The sequence below is a fragment of the Streptomyces sp. NPDC037290 genome (assembly GCF_055603245.1).
The window spans coordinates 16,959-32,389 of the sequence record NZ_JBVJVZ010000017.1 but is presented as its reverse complement, the minus strand read 5'-3'; the positions used below and the strand labels follow the sequence as shown (position 1 = coordinate 32,389).

Genomic DNA, 15,431 nt, shown 5'->3' with positions numbered 1-15,431 from the left:
CTTCGAGAGGGGGTTTTTTGCGACATCTACGCGCGTTACGATGCCGCGAAGCCGACGCCGACGGGGCGTTCCGGCCCGAGCACTGGCATGGTGCTCACATCAAGCGCCGACACGGCGCTCAGGTCAGGTGAAGGAGCCTTCCCGTGCGCCGGGTAGCCAAGCTTTCCGCTGCGTGTATCGCCACCGCAGCTCTCGCCCTGACTGCCACAGCCTGTGGCAGCACCTCCTCCGACAACACCACCGGGTCGTCCCCCTCCGGCGGCGGCAAGGGTGTCAAGATCGGTCTCGCCTACGACGTCGGCGGCCGTGGTGACCGTTCCTTCAACGACTCCGCCGCGCGCGGTGCCGACAAGGCCGTGAAGGACTTCGACGGTTCCGTCAAGGAGCTGACCGCGAAGACCTCGGACACCGAGGCCGACCGTGAGCAGCGTCTGTCGGACCTGGCGGACGCGGGCTACAACCCGATCGTCGCCGTCGGCTTCTCCTACGCCCCCGCCGTGACCAAGATCGCCGCGAAGTACCCGAAGACCAGCTTCGGCATCGTCGACTCGGTCGTGGACGGCAAGAACGTCAACAGCATCACGTTCACCGAGGAGCAGGGCTCCTACCTGGCCGGTGTCGCCGCCGCGCTGAAGACCAAGAAGGACCACGTCGGCTTCATCGGCGGTGTCGACAACCCGCTGATCCAGAAGTTCGAGGCGGGCTACGTCCAGGGCGTGCACGACACCAACCCCAAGGTCAAGGTCGACGTCCAGTACCTGTCCCACGGCCAGGACTTCTCCGGCTTCTCCAGCCCGGACAAGGGTCAGCAGGCCGCGCAGGGCATGCTGGACAAGGGTGCCGACGTCATCTACACCGCGGCCGGCTCCTCCGGCAACGGCGCGATCGAGGCCGTGCACGGCGTCAAGGGCGCCTGGGGCATCGGCGTGGACTCGGACCAGTACAACATCCCGGGTCTGGCCCAGTACAAGAGCTCGTTCCTGACCTCCATGGTCAAGAACGTCGACGTCGGTGTGTACGACTTCATCAAGTCCGTCAAGGACGGCAAGCCGCTGACCGGCAACAACGTCTACTCGCTCGCCAAGGGCGGTGTCTCGCTCGCCACGAGCGGCGGCTTCATCAAGGACATCCAGCCCAAGCTGGACGCCGCGAAGAAGAAGATCGTCGACGGCAAGATCAAGGTCAAGACGAACCCGCGACCCTGACGGATCCGGCCGGTTCGCCTGACGGACCGGCCGGCCCGTCGGACCTCGGCTCGGCGAGGGAACGTCGTCCCCGCGACGCCTCGCCGAGCCATAACAATGTGTCAACTCTACGCGTGTAGCGCGGAGTTGCCGCGCTAGCGTCGCCGACGCCTGCCACCTCCCCTATGCAGCCCCTTTCCCCGAGGAGAGTGCGCCATCAACGCGTCCAGCCCTCCCGCTGCCGTCGAACTGCGCGGCATCACCAAGCGTTTCCCCGGCGTCGTCGCCAACCGCGACATCGACATCACGGTCCACACGGGCACCGTCCACGCCCTGTGCGGTGAGAACGGCGCCGGCAAGTCCACCCTGATGAAGATCCTCTACGGCATGCAGCAGCCGGACGAGGGCACGATCACCGTCAACGGCGAGCAGGTCGTCTTCCACAACCCCGGCGACGCCATCGCCCGCGGCATCGGCATGGTGCACCAGCACTTCATGCTCGCCGACAACCTCACCGTGCTGGAGAACGTCGTCCTCGGCGCGGAGAAGCTGCACGGCATCGGCGGCAAGGCCCGCGCGAAGATCAAGGAGATCTCCGACGCGTACCACCTGAACGTCCGCCCCGACGTCCTCGTGGAGGAGCTGGGCGTCGCCGACCGCCAGCGCGTGGAGATCCTCAAGGTCCTCTACCGCGGTGCCAAGACCCTCATCCTGGACGAGCCGACCGCCGTGCTCGTGCCGCAGGAGGTCGACGCCCTCTTCGACAACCTGCGCGAGCTGAAGTCCGAGGGCCTCACCGTCATCTTCATCTCCCACAAGCTGGGCGAGGTGCTCTCCGTCGCCGACGAGATCACCGTCATCCGGCGCGGCACCACGGTCGGCACCGCCGAGCCGTCCCGCACCACCCCCAGGCAGCTCGCCGAGATGATGGTCGGCAGCGAACTGCCCACCCCGGAGACCTCGGAGTCCACCGTCACGGACGTCCCGATGCTGAAGGTCGAAGGCCTGCACCTCGCGCAGACCGACCTGGAGGGCATCGAGCGGATCATCCTGGACCAGATCTCCCTCACCATCCACAAGGGCGAGGTCCTCGGCATCGCCGGCGTGGAGGGCAACGGCCAGTCCGAACTGGTCGAGGCGATCATGGGCATGCGCCACCCCGACGTCGGCGTGATCACCCTCGACGGCACCGACATCTCCCACGCCCCCACCCGTGACCGCCGCGAGGCCGGTATCGGCTACATCCCCGAGGACCGCCACCGCCACGGCCTGCTCCTCGAGGCGCCGCTGTGGGAGAACCGCATCCTCGGCCACGTCACCGAGAAGCCCAACTCGCGCGGCGGACTGATCGACATCAAGGCCGCCCGCGCCGACACCGAGCGGATCGTGCAGGCCTACGACGTCCGCACCCCCGGCATCGACGTGACCGCGGCCTCGCTGTCCGGCGGCAACCAGCAGAAGCTGATCGTCGGCCGCGAGATGAGCCACAACCCCAAGCTGCTCATCGCCGCCCACCCCACCCGCGGTGTGGACGTCGGTGCGCAGGCGGCCATCTGGGACTACATCCGTGAGGCCCGCCGCGAGGGTCTGGCCGTGCTGCTGATCTCCGCCGACCTGGACGAGCTGATCGGCCTCTCCGACACCCTGCGGGTGATGTACCGCGGCCGCCTGGTCGCCGACGCCGACCCCGCCACCATCACCCCCGAAGAGCTGGGCTCCGCCATGACGGGTGCGGCCACCGGCCACCTGGAGCACACAGAGGACGACGAGCGATGAACAAGCTGACCTCACGGATCGACAAGGAGCGGCTTTTCCTCGGCATCGCCGCGCCGGTGCTGGCGGTCGTCGCCGCGCTCGTCGTCACCGCCCTGGTGATCCTCGGAACCGGCAAGAACCCCGGTCCCGCCTTCAACGACATGCTGACCTACGGCTTCGCCAGCGACAGCCAGGTCTACATCCTCAACAAGGCGACCACGTACTACCTCGCGGGCGTCTCGGTGGCCATCGGCTTCCGGATGAACCTGTTCAACATCGGCGTCGACGGCCAGTACCGGCTCGCCGCGTTCTTCGCCGCGGTCCTCGGCGGTGCGCTGACCCTGCCCGGCTGGCTCTCCATCCTGCTGATCCTCCTCTGCGCGATGGCGACCGGCGCCCTGTGGGCGGCCATCGCCGGCGTGCTCAAGGTGACCCGCGGCGTCAGCGAGGTCATCTCGACGATCATGCTGAACTCGATCGCCACCGCGATCATCGCCTACCTGCTGCAGCCCGGAAAGCTGGCCCAGCTCCAGCAGGGCGGCACCGTCGTCGCCACCAAGCCGCTGCCGTCGGCCTCGCACTTCTTCACCATCGACACCGGCCCGGCCGGCGTGCTGTGGGGCTTCATCTTCATCGCCGTGTTCGTCGGCATCGCGTACTGGTTCGTTCTCGGCCGCACCCGGTTCGGCTACGACCTGCGCACGGTCGGCCAGTCCGAGAGCGCGGCCACCGCGAGCGGTGTGTCGGTGAAGAAGATGGTCGTCACCAGCATGATCATCTCGGGTGCGGTGGCCGGCCTGATCGGTATGCCGACCCTGCTCAACGACAGCTACCAGTTCAGCAGCGACTTCCCGGCGGGCATCGGCTTCACCGGCATCGCCATCGCGCTGCTCGGCCGCAACAACCCGGTCGGCATCGCACTCGGCGCCCTGCTGTGGGGCTTCCTGGAGCGCACCACCAACCACCTGGAGTTCCAGGGCTACGACAAGGAGATCCTCGGCGTCATCCAGGGCGTCATCGTCCTGTGCGTCGTCATCGCCTACGAGGTCGTACGCCGCTACGGCCTCAAGCGCCAGCAGCAGAAGGTCGGCGCCGAACTCGCCGCCCAGGCCGCCACGACGAAGAAGCAGGAGGTGGCGTGATGACTGCCACGATGACCGACGCGCCGCCGCCCGCGGCGCCCAAGGCGGCGGGCGCGCCGCAGCGCTCGGGCCGCTCCTGGGGCCAGGTTCTCCTGCTCGTCGCGGGTGCGCTGCTGCTCCTGGCCGCGATCCGTATGATCACCGGCTCGCAGGACCTCGACTCCGCCGGGCAGGTCAGTGCCGCCCTCGGCCTCGCCGTGCCGATCGGTCTCGCCGGTCTCGCCGGCCTGTGGTCCGAGCGCGCCGGCGTGGTCAACATCGGCCTCGAGGGCATGATGATCCTCGGCACCTTCGGCGCCGGCTGGGTCGGCTGGCAGTCCAGCCCCTGGCTCGGCCTGCTGGCCGGCATCGGCTTCGGCGTCCTCGGCGGCCTGCTGCACGCCGTCGCCACCGTCACCTTCGGTGTCGACCACATCGTCTCCGGTGTCGCGATCAACCTGCTGGCGCTCGGCGCCACCCAGTACCTCGCCAAGCTGTTCTTCGCCGGCGGCGCCGCGGCGAACGCGGGCGGCAACCCCAAGCAGTCCCCGCCGGTGGACCCGCTGCCCGACGTCACCGTGCCCGGCCTCTCCGACGGCCTGCACTCGATCGAGAACCACCACTGGTTCCTGGTCTCCGACCTCGCCGGCATCCTCGGCGGCCTGATCACCCACCTGTCCGTGATCACGGTCCTGGCCGCGGTGCTCTTCGTCGGCAGCTGGTGGATCCTGTGGCGCACCCCGTTCGGTCTGCGGCTGCGCTCCTGCGGTGAGAACCCGACCGCCGCCGAGTCGCTCGGCGTCAACGTCTACACCTACAAGTACGCGGCCGTCGCCGTCTCCGGCGGCCTCGCCGGCCTCGGCGGTGCCTTCCTGGCCCTGGTCACCTCGCACAGCTACCTGGAGGGCCAGACCGGTGGCCGCGGCTACATCGGCCTCGCGGCGATGATCTTCGGTAACTGGCGCCCGGGCGGCCTGGCGATGGGCGCCGGACTGTTCGGCTACTCCGACGCGCTCCAGCTGCGCAACGGCGGCACGACCGTCCACGCGCTGCTGCTGGTGCTGGTCGTCCTGCTCGTCCTCATGGCCGGCTGGAAGCTGTACCGCACCTCGCTGTGGCAGGGCGGGATCAGCCTCCTCGTGGCCGCGCTGGTGCTGGTCTGGTACCTGCTCACCGACACGGTCCCGAGCGACTTCGTCGGCGCGACCCCGTACGTCGTCACCCTGCTGGTGCTGTCCCTGTCGGCGCAGCGGCTGCGGATGCCGAAGGCGGACGGCATGCGGTACCGGAAGGGCCAGGGCAAGTGACGGAGCAAGCCGCCGGGTTCGACTGGGAGGCGCTGCGGGAGGTGGCGCGGGAGGCGATGACCCACGCGTACGCCCCCTACTCCGGCTTCTCGGTCGGCGCGGCGGCCCGGACCGACGACGGCCGCACGGTCACCGGCTGCAACGTGGAGAACGCCTCCTACGGTCTCGGGCTGTGCGCCGAGTGCGGCCTGGTCTCGGACCTGCAGCGCACCGGCGGCGGCCGGCTGACCCACTTCACCTGCGTGGACGGCGAGGGCGCCCTGCTGGTGCCCTGTGGCCGCTGCCGCCAGCTGCTGTACGAGTTCGGCGGCCCGGAGCTCCTCCTGGACACCCCCGCGGGCGTCCTGACGCTGTCCGAGATGCTGCCCCAGGCCTTCGGCCCGGACCATCTCACCAAGTAACGCCGTACGGCCCCCCTGCCCCGCTCGCAGGGGGGCCGTGCACTTCGCACCTCCCGGAAGGAAGCCACCAGCCATGGCCATGGACGCCATCTCCGTCATCCGCACCAAGCGGGACCGCGGCGAGCTGACCGACGAACAGATCGACTGGGTCATCGACGCCTACACCCGCGGCGAGGTCGCCGACGAGCAGATGTCCGCGCTCGCCATGGCGATCCTCCTCAACGGCATGAACCGCCGTGAGATCGCCCGCTGGACGGCGGCCATGATCGCCTCCGGCGAGCGCATGGACTTCTCCGCCCTGTCCCGCCCGACGGCCGACAAGCACTCCACGGGCGGCGTCGGCGACAAGATCACCCTGCCCCTGGCCCCCCTCGTCGCGGCCTGCGGCGCGGCGGTTCCCCAGCTCTCCGGCCGGGGCCTCGGCCACACCGGCGGCACCCTGGACAAGCTGGAGTCGATCCCCGGCTGGCGCGCCCTGCTCTCGAACGAGGAGATGCTGCACGTCCTGGACACGACGGGCGCGGTGATCTGCGCGGCGGGCGACGGGCTGGCCCCCGCGGACAAGAAGCTGTACGCCCTGCGCGACGTCACCGGCACGGTGGAGGCGATCCCGCTGATCGCGTCCTCGATCATGTCGAAGAAGATCGCGGAGGGCACGGGTTCGCTCGTCCTGGACGTGAAGGTGGGCACGGGCGCCTTCATGAAGACGATCGAGGACGCGCGTGAGCTGGCGTCCACGATGGTGGGCCTCGGCACCGACCACGGCGTGAGGACGGTCGCGCTCCTGACGGACATGTCGACCCCGCTCGGCCTGACGGCGGGCAACGCGCTCGAGGTCCGCGAGTCGGTCGAGGTCCTGGCGGGCGGCGGCCCGGCGGACGTGGTCGAGCTGACGATCGCCCTGGCCCGCGAGATGCTCGACGCCGCCGGCATCAAGGACGCCGACCCGGCGAAGGCCCTCGCCGACGGCTCGGCGATGGACGTCTGGCGCCGGATGATCGCGGCGCAGGGCGGCGACCCGGACGCCGCGCTGCCCACGTCGAAGGAACAGCACGTGATCAAGGCCCCGTCGTCGGGCGTCCTGACCCGCCTCGACGCATACGACATCGGCGTCGCCGCCTGGCGCCTGGGCGCCGGCCGCGCCCGCAAGGAGGACCCGGTGCAGGCGGGCGCCGGCGTCGAGATGCACGCCAAGCCGGGCGACACGGTGACCGAGGGCCAGCCGCTGCTGACCCTGCACACCGACACCCCCGAGCGCTTCGAGTACGCGCTGCAGGCGGTGGAGGGTTCCTACGACATCGCGGCGCAGGGCACGGACTTCACGGCGACGCCGGTGGTGCTGGAACGTATCGCCTGACCAGGGGATTTCTCTTTGGAGTGAACGGGACCGGTGGACCGCCGCCGGTCCCGTTCGGCATGCTGGGATCGGTGACGCACCGAAGAGGAGACCGCCATGAGCGCACTCACCGTGAGCCAGGACCCTGACCAGAACTGGGACGACCTCGTCCGGTACTGGGAGGAGATGGAATGGCCCGAGGGCAGCAAGGTGGAGATCATCGAGGGGATCATCACCGTGTCACCTTCTCCCGCGTTCCGCCACAACGTGATCGCGGCCCGCATCCAGCGTCGCCTCTACTCCGTGATCTCTGAGGACTGGGAGGTCTTCCAGACCCAGTCGATCGCCGTACCGTCACGGCTGGGCATGCTCATCCCGGACCTGCTGGTGGCACCGGTGCCAGGGCCCCCGGAGACGGACTCCTATCTCCCCGCCGCCCTCGCCGAACTCGTCGTCGAGGTGACCTCCAGGGCCAACGCCCGCCACGACCGCGTCAGCAAGGCCGCCGCCTACGCCACCGCCGGTATCCCGCTCTACCTCCTCATCGACCGCTGGGCGCCGGGAGGCCCGACCGCGACCCTCTACGGCGAACCGAAGGGTGACGTCTACCGGGTCCTCAGCGCGGTGAAATTCGGCGATCCCATCAAGCTCCCGGCGCCGTTCGACCTGACGATCGACACCGGCGAATTCCCCGTCGACTGACCAGGTATCAGCCCAGTACCGCCGCCACCCCCACCAGAACCGGCACCGACACCACCGTCGACAGCAGGATCGACTCGCGGGCCAGGCCCTCGGCCACGCGGTAGCGGCTGGCGTAGGTGAAGAGGTTCTGGGCGGCCGGAAGGGCCGAGGTGACCACCACGTCCAGCAGGGGCGCGCCGTGCAGGCCGAAGACGTACCTCGCCAGGGCCCACGCCACGGCGGGCTGGCCCAGCGACTTCAACGCCACCGACAGCAGGACCAGTTGGCGGTCCCGTCCCCGGCCGGGAGCCGAACTTCCGTGCAGTGACATGCCGAAGGCCAGCAGCGCCGCAGGGACGGACATGTTGCCGATCAAGGTGAGGGGGTTCAGCAGCGGGCCGGGGACGTGCCAGCCCGCCGCCGACACCACCACCCCGGACAGCGAGCCCACGGCTATCGGATTGCGCAACGGCGTCAGCAGGCGCCGCCACAGCGTGCCCTTCTCGCCCATGCCGGAGAGGTCCAGGACCGTGAGCGCGACGGGGGTCACCAGGACGACCTGGAACAGCAGCACCGGGGCCACCAGGGACGCGTCGCCCAGGACGTACGCCGCGATCGGGATGCCGAGGTTGCCCGAGTTGACGTAACCGGAGCACAGGGCACCGATCGTCGTACGGCCCACGCTCCAGCGTCGCAGCACGCCGGCCGCCACGAAGATCCCGCAGACGGCGGCCGTACTGAGCGCCGTCACGAGCAGCCGGGCGGAGAAGAGGACCGAGAGGTCGGCGCGCGCGAGGGTCGTGAAGAGGAGCGCGGGGCCGGCCACCGTGAAGGCCAGCCTCGTCAGCACCTCACCGCCCTGCGCGCCGAGCGTCCCCCGCCGCCCGAGCACATAACCCACCCCGATGACAACCGCGATCACCGCGAACCCGCTCAGCACCCCCGCCACAGGGCCAACCCTCCGGCGGGGAGGAGCAACCGGTCAATGTGATCTCCGTCCGGTCCGGTCCGGGTCCGCCGGGCCCGATGAGTTCCGCCCCGACCGCCGGTCTACCGCACGTGGACGCCCAGGAACCCGCCGTGCTCACGCTGCTCGGCCCCGTCACCCGGGCCGAGGCGGCGGGGCTGTGCGCGCAGGTGCAGGAGCTGCTGGCGGCCGGCGCGGCCCGCGTCGTCGTGTGCGACGTGGGCGGTCTCGGACCCCCGGGGCTGGCCGTCGTGGACCTGCTGGCACGGCTGGAGCTGGCCGCCCGCCGAGCCGGCGGGCGGATCCGGCTGCGGGACCCCGATCCCGCGCTACCCGCCCTGCTCGACCTCGTCGGACTCCGCTTCCAGGTGGAGGGGCAGGTCGAAGAGCGGGAACCAGCGCTTGGTGTCGAGGAAGCAGTGGAAACCGGTGATCCGGCCCTCTGACAGCTCCAGCACCTGCACCGCCCACGGGCTGAACCCGCCGTCGTCCGGGTCCGGTTTGTAGTGCGCGAACCCGGGCAGGCCGTTGACCTGCACCGGCAGCAGACGAGAGCCCGCGCAGGAGGCGCCCAGGGTGGTCATGAAGCCGGTGATGTCGGCCGGCCCGCGCAGCCACAGGTCGAACGGCGGCATCGTCATGACGGCGTCCTCGTGGAGCAGCGCCGTCAGCGCCGTCATGTCGTACCCCTCGAAGGCCTTCACATAGCGCTCCAGGAGCTTTTGCTGCTCCTCGTCGAGGGGGTCCGAGACCGCGCCCTCGGGGCTCGCGTCCGCGCGCTCGGCGAGGGTGGCCCGCGCCCGCTGCAGCGCGCTGTTGACCGAGGCGACCGTGGTGTCCAAAAGCTCGGCGACCTCGCTCGCCCGCCAGGCCAGCACCTCGCGCAGGATCAGCACCGCCCGCTGCTTGGGCGGCAGTTGCTGCAGGGCCGCCATGAAGGCCAGCCGGACCGACTCCTTCGCGACGGCGGCCTCCGCCGGGTCGTCCACCGTGGGCAGCACCCGGGCGTCCGGCACCGGCTCCAGCCATGTGTGGTCCGGCCGTGGGGACAGGGCCGCCTGGGCGAGCGGGGTCGACTCGGTGAGGTCCATCGGCCGCGCCCGCTTGTTGCCCGCCGTCAGCATGTCCAGGCACACGTTCGTCGCGATCCGGTACAGCCACGAGCGGAGCGAGGAGCGGCCCTCGAACCTGTCGTAGCTCCGCCAGGCCCGCACCAGGGTGTCCTGCACCGCGTCCTCGGCCTCGAAGGAGGAGCCGAGCATCCGGTAGCAGTACCCGGTCAGCTCGGTCCGGTGTTTCTCCAGTGCGACGTCGAGGTCTGTCGTCGCCGTGCCATTGCTCATCGTCCACCCACCCCTGTGGCCGTTCCCGGGGCGCATCTTCGCGCCACTTGGGAAGCTACCGCAGGGGACTGACAACGGCCCCCCGAGTGGGAAAAGGCGCAGGTCGCAGAGCAGTTCCCGGCGCGCCTCACGGCTTGCCTCAGTGCGCGGCGGCCACCACCGAGCGCCGGGCCGCGCGCGTGCCGAGCACCGTGATGGTGACGACCCCGGCGACCGCCAGCAGGCCGACCCCCACCGTCCCGGACCAGCCGTCCGCGTGGAACGCCAGCGCGCCGACCGTGCTGCCGACGCTGGAGCCGATGTAGTACGCCGACTGGTACAGGGCCGAAGCCTGGGCCCGGCCGTGGGTGGCCGTCTTGCTGACCGCGGAAGAGGCCACCGCGTGGCCCGCGAAGAAGCCCGCCGTGATCAGCACCAGGCCCAGCAGGACCAGCGGCAGCGACGGCGCCACCGAGAGCAGCAGGCCCGCGGCCGTCGTACCGCCCGCCAGGTACAGCGCGCCCCGGCGGCCGAGCCGGCCCACCAGACGGCCCGCCGTGGACGCCGACACCGTACCCACCAGGTAGACCAGGAAGATCGAGCCGACGATGCCCTGCGGCAGCCCGAACGGCTCCTCGGTGAGCCGGTAGCCGATCACCGTGTAGACACCGCCGAACACCGTCATGAACAGCGCGCCGATCGCGTACAGGCGCCGCAGCAGCGGGTTCGACAGATGGCCGCGGACCGTGCCGAACAGGACGCGGGGCCGCAGCGAGCCGGCCCTGAAGTGCTTCGGCGCCGGCAACAGCAGCCGGAACGCCACCGCGCACGCCACCGCGATCGCGCCGATCACGCCGACCGAGACCCGCCAGCCCCACTCCTGGGCCACCCAGCCGGTGATGACCCGGCCGCTCATGCCGCCGACGCTGTTGCCCGCGACGAACAGGCCGATCGCCGTGACCAGCGCCTTCGGCCGGACCTCCTCGGCGAGATAGGCCTGCGCGGAGGCCGGCAGACCGGCCAGCGCGGCGCCCTGCACCGCCCGCAGCACCACCAGCGCGCCGATCGACGGCGCGAACGGCACCAGCATGCCGACCGTGACCGCGACGGCCAGCGAGGCCGTCATCACCGTACGCCGTCCGAAGCGCTCCGACAGGGCGCTCATGGGCAGCACGAACAGCGCCAGTCCGCCGGTCGCGGCCGCCACCGTCCAGCTCGCCTCGCCCGCCGCCACCCCGAACTCGCCGGAGATCAGCGGCAGCAGGGCCTGCGTCGAGTAGAGGAGGGCGAAGGTCGCGACTCCGGCGAGGAAGAGGGCGAGACTCATCCGGCGGTAGCCGGGGCCGCCCGGGGTCATACGGGAGTCGGAACCGGTGGGGTCGACGGAGGGGGCGGGCGTGGTGGCGTCCACGGTGGCGGACGCCCCGGTACTGGCGGGAGACATGCCTCGACCGTAAGGACGGCCCATCTCATCCGTCCAATGCATGGAATCGCCATAATCGTTCCCATGGCGCATCAGCAGAGCTCACAAGTCCGCCTGTCACGCAACAGTGACACAGAAGACACGTCTGAGATGTCGCGGGTGCTCGCGCCCCGCCTCGCGTACTTCGCCGGTGTGGCCCGCACCGAGCACGTCACCCGGGCCGCCCACGAGATGAACGTTCCCCAGTCCACCCTCTCGCGCGCGATGGCCCGCCTGGAGCAGGACCTGGGCGTCGACCTGTTCGCCCGCCACGGGCGAACCGTCTCCCTCACCCCCGCCGGCCGGACCTTCCTCACCGCCGTGGAACGCGCCCTCGCCGAGGTCGAGCGCGCCGCCGAAGAGGTGCGCGCCGACGCCGACCCGGCCACCGGCAAGGTCGCCTTCGGCTTCCTGCACACCATGGGCGCAGAGACCGTGCCCGGCCTCCTCCACGCCTTTCGCGAGGACCACCCGCGCGTCCGCTTCAGCCTGGTCCAGAACTACGGCGAGGCCATGCTGGAACGCCTGCGCGCCGGCGAGCTGGACCTCTGCCTCACCTCACCCGTTCCCGACGCCCCCGACCTGGTCGCCCGCCGCCTGGACGAGCAGAAACTCCGCCTGGTCGTCCCCGCCGACCACCGCCTCGCCGCTCGCCGCCGCATCCGGCTCGCCGAGGCCGCCGAGGAAACGTTCGTCACCCTGGAACCCGGCTACGGCCTGCGCCGCATCTTCGACGCCCTGTGCCAGGAGGCCGGCTTCCGCCCGAGAGTCGCCTTCGAGGGCGAGGAGGCGGAAACCCTGCGGGGTCTGGTGGCGGCCGGGCTGGGGGTGGCTCTGCTGCCTCCGCCCACGGTGCCCAGGCCGGGTGTCGTGGAACTGACGGTGACGGCTCCCAGAGCGCTACGGGAGATCGGCGTCGCATGGATGGCGGACCGCCCCGACACCCCGCCGGTCGCGGCGTTCAAGAAGTTCCTGCTGTCGAGGAGGGGCAACCTGCTGCCCGCCTGACGGACGCCACCCAGTCCCCGGCCCTACCGGCTCAAGGACCTGCCGAACCCCGCGGCCAACGGCATCCGCAGACCGATGGGCGGCGGAGCGGCCAGCGCGTCCTCGACGGGGCGTGACACCGGGTGCCCGAACAGCGCCCCCAGCGTGAAGTCGACGGCCAGATGGGCAACCTCGTCCCGGTGCCCGTGCAACCCGTGCCCGTCCGAGTGCACTTCGAACCGGCACACCTCCCGGTTCGCCTTCTTCGCCCGCGTCGCGTACCGGAACGACAGCTCCGGGTCGGTGCGTTCGTCGTTCGTGCCGTGCACGATCAGCACGCGCCGCCCCACGAGCTGCTTCACCGGCTCGGCGGGCGCGGCCACATCCTCCTCGGGCAGCCAAGGGGCCAGTGCGACGACGGAGTTGACGGCCTCGTGCCCGCCGGCTCGCAGCGCCGCCCGCCCGCCCATGTCCATTCCGACCAGGCACACGGGAACGTCCCCGTACCGCCGTACGACCTCGTCGGCGGCCCACTCGGCGTCCGCCGCCAGGTGGGCCTCGCTCCCGTTCCAGCCCCGGTAGCGATAGCGCACGGTGTGCACGGCCAGCCCCTCGGGTCGTCCCGCCCGCGCGATGCGCCGGCCGAGCGAACGCAGCGCCAGCGTCGCCCGGACGGGGGACGGCCGGCGGGCGGAGACCTCCTCCCCGCCGGGGAGCAGCAGCACCGCTCCGCTCACCCCCGTCGGCTCCGGGCCGACTGCCTTTCCCAGCCCGGCCGTTCGGACCGGCGTCGCTTGCTGTCCCATGACAGAACAGTGTCAGAAGAGGCGATGGACGAAACCCGTACGTGCGGTCACCGTTGCGTATCGACGGAAAAGTGACGTCGCCGCTCCCGGGTGCTCTACGCGCGTAGGCGTTACAGTGCGGAAATGACGAGCCAGACTGCACCGAACGGGACCCTCCCGACACCGGACCAGATCCGCCGGGCGCCCAAGGTTCTGCTGCACGATCATCTCGACGGCGGGCTCCGCCCGGGCACCGTCGTCGAACTCGCCCACGAGGCCGGCTACGCGCACCTTCCCGAGACCGATCCGGACAAGCTGGGCCTCTGGTTCCACGAAGCCGCCGACTCCGGCTCGCTGGAACGGTATCTGGAGACCTTCCGGCACACCGTCGGCGTGATGCAGACCCGGGAGGCGCTCATCCGGGTCGCCCGCGAGTGCGCCGAGGACCTCGCCGAGGACGGGGTCGTCTACGCCGAGGTGCGGTACGCCCCCGAGCAGCACCTGGACGGCGGGCTGACCCTGGAGGAGGTCGTCGAGGCCGTCAACGAGGGGTTCCGGCAGGGTGAGCGGATCGCCTGGGAGAGCGGCCGGCGCATTCGGGTCGGAGCCCTGCTGACCGCCATGCGGCACGCGGCCCGCTCCCTGGAGATCGCCGAACTCGCCAACCGCTACCGGGACTCGGGCGTGGTCGGCTTCGACATCGCCGGTGCCGAGGCCGGCTATCCGCCCACCCGGCACCTCGACGCGTTCGAGTACCTCAAGCGCGAGAACAACCACTTCACCATCCACGCCGGCGAGGCCTTCGGGCTGCCCTCCATCTGGCAGGCGCTGCAGTGGTGCGGCGCCGACCGGCTCGGGCACGGCGTGCGGATCATCGACGACATCGAGGTCCGCGAGGACGGCTCGGTGCGGCTCGGACGGCTGGCGTCGTACGTCCGGGACAAGCGGATCCCGCTGGAACTGTGCCCCAGCTCCAATCTGCAGACCGGTGCCGCGCCCTCCTACGCCGAGCATCCGATCGGGCTGCTGCGCAGGCTGCACTTCCGGGCCACCGTGAACACCGACAACCGGCTGATGTCGCACACGAGTATGAGTCAGGAATTCGAGCGCCTCGTCGAGGCGTTCGGTTACACCCTCGACGACCTGCAGTGGTTCTCGGTCAATTCGATGAAATCGGCGTTCATTCCTTTCGATGAACGCCTGGCGATGATCAATGACGTCATCAAGCCCGGATATGCGGAACTGAAATCCGAATGGCTGTTTCAGCAAACGGCCTCCACCAGGGGTTCTGCCGGTTCGCCGGGATAAGGGCGGCCGGCTGGGGACGCGGGTTGTGAACAGGGGTTCACAACCCGTCCGCATTTCGGTGTTTGCGGCGGACGATCGGGCGTGTTTACGGTCGTGGACCGTTCATCGTTTTTGTTCTCCGTCCCCTCATGGCAAGGACGCATTTCCCATGAAGCACTCTGCTGCCAGGACCCTCGGTGTCGCCGCTCTCGGAGCCGCCTTCGCCGCCGTCGGCGCGGGCGCGGCCCACGCGGCCCCGGCCGTGCCGGACGCCGCCCCGGGGCTGGACGCCGTCACCCGGACGCTGCCGGCCGAGAACGTCGGCTCGGCGCAGCCGGGTGCCACCGACGCCCTCACCCGGGGGCAGGACGCCCTGGGTGCCGGGATGGCCGCCGCGCAGCCGGCCGTCGAGAGCGCGCTGAAGCAGGGAGCGGCCGGGCCGGTCAACAGCCGCCTCGGCGGACTGCCCGTGCAGGGCCTGCCCACCCACGGCCTGCCGGTCAACGGCGTCTCGCTCGGCTGACGCCGACCGCCGTACGACGCCGTCGGGGCGCCCCGGTCAGGCCGGGAGCCCCCCGACGGCGTTTCGCCCACGGCGGTCACCAGGCCGTACGCGTCCTGTCCTCCGAGGGCAGCAGGATCCACAGCGCTATGTAGACCAGGAACTGCGGGCCGGGCAGCAGGCAGGAGAGCAGGAAGATCACGCGCATCGTCGTCGCGGAGGTGCCGAAGCGCCGGGCCAGCGCTGCGCACACTCCGCCGATCACGCGGCCGTGGGTGGGACGGGCAAGGGCGGTCATGTCGGCTCCTGAGTGTCGTCGGATCGCTGTGGTCAG

At 70.7% G+C, this 15,431-nt stretch carries 16 protein-coding genes; 11 read left to right on the top strand and 5 right to left on the bottom strand.

The genetic code is table 11. The features are described 5' to 3' along the window. Window positions 1-143 precede the first annotated feature (143 nt). From ACZ7HQ_RS36035 to ACZ7HQ_RS36005, 7 genes are all read left to right on the top strand, one after another. Complete coding sequence (locus ACZ7HQ_RS36035; protein WP_470999247.1) at window positions 144-1,205, top strand: BMP family lipoprotein; 1,062 nt, start codon at window positions 144-146, stop codon at window positions 1,203-1,205. Window positions 1,206-1,433: 228 nt separating this feature from the next. Then, complete coding sequence (locus tag ACZ7HQ_RS36030) at window positions 1,434-2,960, top strand: ABC transporter ATP-binding protein (protein WP_470999417.1); 1,527 nt, start codon at window positions 1,434-1,436, stop codon at window positions 2,958-2,960. Beyond that, complete coding sequence (locus tag ACZ7HQ_RS36025) at window positions 2,957-4,081, top strand: ABC transporter permease (protein ID WP_470999245.1); 1,125 nt, start codon at window positions 2,957-2,959, stop codon at window positions 4,079-4,081. The genes ACZ7HQ_RS36030 and ACZ7HQ_RS36025 overlap by 4 nt, the downstream gene beginning before the upstream one ends. After that, window positions 4,081-5,367, top strand: coding sequence for an ABC transporter permease (locus ACZ7HQ_RS36020; RefSeq protein ID WP_470999243.1), 1,287 nt, complete (start codon window positions 4,081-4,083; stop codon window positions 5,365-5,367). The genes ACZ7HQ_RS36025 and ACZ7HQ_RS36020 overlap by 1 nt, the downstream gene beginning before the upstream one ends. Further along, complete coding sequence (locus tag ACZ7HQ_RS36015; protein ID WP_470999241.1) at window positions 5,364-5,768, top strand: cytidine deaminase; 405 nt, start codon at window positions 5,364-5,366, stop codon at window positions 5,766-5,768. Before ACZ7HQ_RS36020 ends, ACZ7HQ_RS36015 begins: the two co-directional genes overlap by 4 nt. A 79-nt stretch (window positions 5,769-5,847) precedes the next feature. Then, on the top strand, window positions 5,848-7,125 hold the full coding sequence (locus ACZ7HQ_RS36010) for a thymidine phosphorylase (RefSeq protein ID WP_470999415.1): 1,278 nt from the start codon (window positions 5,848-5,850) through the stop codon (window positions 7,123-7,125). Between the two features lie 96 nt (window positions 7,126-7,221). Then, window positions 7,222-7,806: a Uma2 family endonuclease gene (locus ACZ7HQ_RS36005; protein WP_470999239.1), complete on the top strand. Its 585-nt coding sequence runs from the start codon at window positions 7,222-7,224 to the stop codon at window positions 7,804-7,806. A gap of 7 nt (window positions 7,807-7,813) precedes the next feature. Here ACZ7HQ_RS36005 and ACZ7HQ_RS36000 read toward each other — a convergent pair whose 3' ends face one another. After that, on the bottom strand, window positions 7,814-8,734 hold the full coding sequence (locus ACZ7HQ_RS36000; protein WP_470999237.1) for an AEC family transporter: 921 nt from the start codon (window positions 8,732-8,734) through the stop codon (window positions 7,814-7,816). Between the two features lie 77 nt (window positions 8,735-8,811). On the opposite strand from ACZ7HQ_RS36000, the gene ACZ7HQ_RS35995 reads away from it, so the two are divergent. Beyond that, the gene (locus tag ACZ7HQ_RS35995; RefSeq protein ID WP_470999235.1) at window positions 8,812-9,198 is read left to right on the top strand and encodes an STAS domain-containing protein; all 387 of its coding nucleotides are present in this window, start codon (window positions 8,812-8,814) and stop codon (window positions 9,196-9,198) included. Here the strand turns inward: ACZ7HQ_RS35995 and ACZ7HQ_RS35990 are convergent. Further along, window positions 9,082-10,095 (bottom strand): sigma-70 family RNA polymerase sigma factor, encoded by a 1,014-nt coding sequence (locus tag ACZ7HQ_RS35990; protein ID WP_470999233.1) that lies wholly within the window; start codon window positions 10,093-10,095, stop codon window positions 9,082-9,084. The two genes, ACZ7HQ_RS35995 and ACZ7HQ_RS35990, sit on opposite strands and share 117 nt — an antisense overlap. A gap of 139 nt (window positions 10,096-10,234) precedes the next feature. After that, the gene (locus ACZ7HQ_RS35985; protein ID WP_470999231.1) at window positions 10,235-11,518 is read right to left on the bottom strand and encodes an MFS transporter; all 1,284 of its coding nucleotides are present in this window, start codon (window positions 11,516-11,518) and stop codon (window positions 10,235-10,237) included. Window positions 11,519-11,581: 63 nt separating this feature from the next. On the opposite strand from ACZ7HQ_RS35985, the gene ACZ7HQ_RS35980 reads away from it, so the two are divergent. Then, complete coding sequence (locus ACZ7HQ_RS35980; RefSeq protein ID WP_470999229.1) at window positions 11,582-12,544, top strand: LysR family transcriptional regulator; 963 nt, start codon at window positions 11,582-11,584, stop codon at window positions 12,542-12,544. Between the two features lie 23 nt (window positions 12,545-12,567). Here the strand turns inward: ACZ7HQ_RS35980 and ACZ7HQ_RS35975 are convergent, their stop codons facing one another. Then, entirely contained in the window at window positions 12,568-13,329 is a 762-nt protein-coding gene (locus ACZ7HQ_RS35975; RefSeq protein WP_470999227.1) for an alpha/beta hydrolase family protein, read from the bottom strand. A gap of 123 nt (window positions 13,330-13,452) precedes the next feature. On the opposite strand from ACZ7HQ_RS35975, the gene ACZ7HQ_RS35970 reads away from it, so the two are divergent. Together ACZ7HQ_RS35970 and ACZ7HQ_RS35965 are read left to right on the top strand one after the other, a co-directional pair. Continuing rightward, on the top strand, window positions 13,453-14,616 hold the full coding sequence (locus ACZ7HQ_RS35970) for an adenosine deaminase (protein WP_470999225.1): 1,164 nt from the start codon (window positions 13,453-13,455) through the stop codon (window positions 14,614-14,616). A 148-nt stretch (window positions 14,617-14,764) separates the two neighbouring features. Next, window positions 14,765-15,118, top strand: a complete 354-nt coding sequence (locus tag ACZ7HQ_RS35965; RefSeq protein WP_470999223.1) for an ATP-binding protein — start codon at window positions 14,765-14,767, stop codon at window positions 15,116-15,118. A gap of 76 nt (window positions 15,119-15,194) precedes the next feature. Here ACZ7HQ_RS35965 and ACZ7HQ_RS35960 read toward each other — a convergent pair whose 3' ends face one another. Next, the gene (locus ACZ7HQ_RS35960; protein WP_470999221.1) at window positions 15,195-15,395 is read right to left on the bottom strand and encodes a PspC domain-containing protein; all 201 of its coding nucleotides are present in this window, start codon (window positions 15,393-15,395) and stop codon (window positions 15,195-15,197) included. Window positions 15,396-15,431 lie beyond the last annotated feature (36 nt).

Coding starts and splice junctions, on each gene's coding strand:
- ACZ7HQ_RS36005 (WP_470999239.1), top strand. CDS start 7,222: ATGAGCGCACTCACCGTGAGCCAGGACCCTGACCAGAACTGGGACGAC.
- ACZ7HQ_RS35970 (WP_470999225.1), top strand. CDS start 13,453: ATGACGAGCCAGACTGCACCGAACGGGACCCTCCCGACACCGGACCAG.
- ACZ7HQ_RS35995 (WP_470999235.1), top strand. CDS start 8,812: ATGAGTTCCGCCCCGACCGCCGGTCTACCGCACGTGGACGCCCAGGAA.
- ACZ7HQ_RS35965 (WP_470999223.1), top strand. CDS start 14,765: ATGAAGCACTCTGCTGCCAGGACCCTCGGTGTCGCCGCTCTCGGAGCC.
- ACZ7HQ_RS36010 (WP_470999415.1), top strand. CDS start 5,848: ATGGACGCCATCTCCGTCATCCGCACCAAGCGGGACCGCGGCGAGCTG.
- ACZ7HQ_RS35985 (WP_470999231.1), bottom strand. CDS start 11,518: ATGTCTCCCGCCAGTACCGGGGCGTCCGCCACCGTGGACGCCACCACG.
- ACZ7HQ_RS35960 (WP_470999221.1), bottom strand. CDS start 15,395: ATGACCGCCCTTGCCCGTCCCACCCACGGCCGCGTGATCGGCGGAGTG.
- ACZ7HQ_RS35975 (WP_470999227.1), bottom strand. CDS start 13,329: ATGGGACAGCAAGCGACGCCGGTCCGAACGGCCGGGCTGGGAAAGGCA.
- ACZ7HQ_RS36020 (WP_470999243.1), top strand. CDS start 4,081: ATGACTGCCACGATGACCGACGCGCCGCCGCCCGCGGCGCCCAAGGCG.
- ACZ7HQ_RS36025 (WP_470999245.1), top strand. CDS start 2,957: ATGAACAAGCTGACCTCACGGATCGACAAGGAGCGGCTTTTCCTCGGC.
- ACZ7HQ_RS35990 (WP_470999233.1), bottom strand. CDS start 10,095: ATGAGCAATGGCACGGCGACGACAGACCTCGACGTCGCACTGGAGAAA.
- ACZ7HQ_RS35980 (WP_470999229.1), top strand. CDS start 11,582: ATGGCGCATCAGCAGAGCTCACAAGTCCGCCTGTCACGCAACAGTGAC.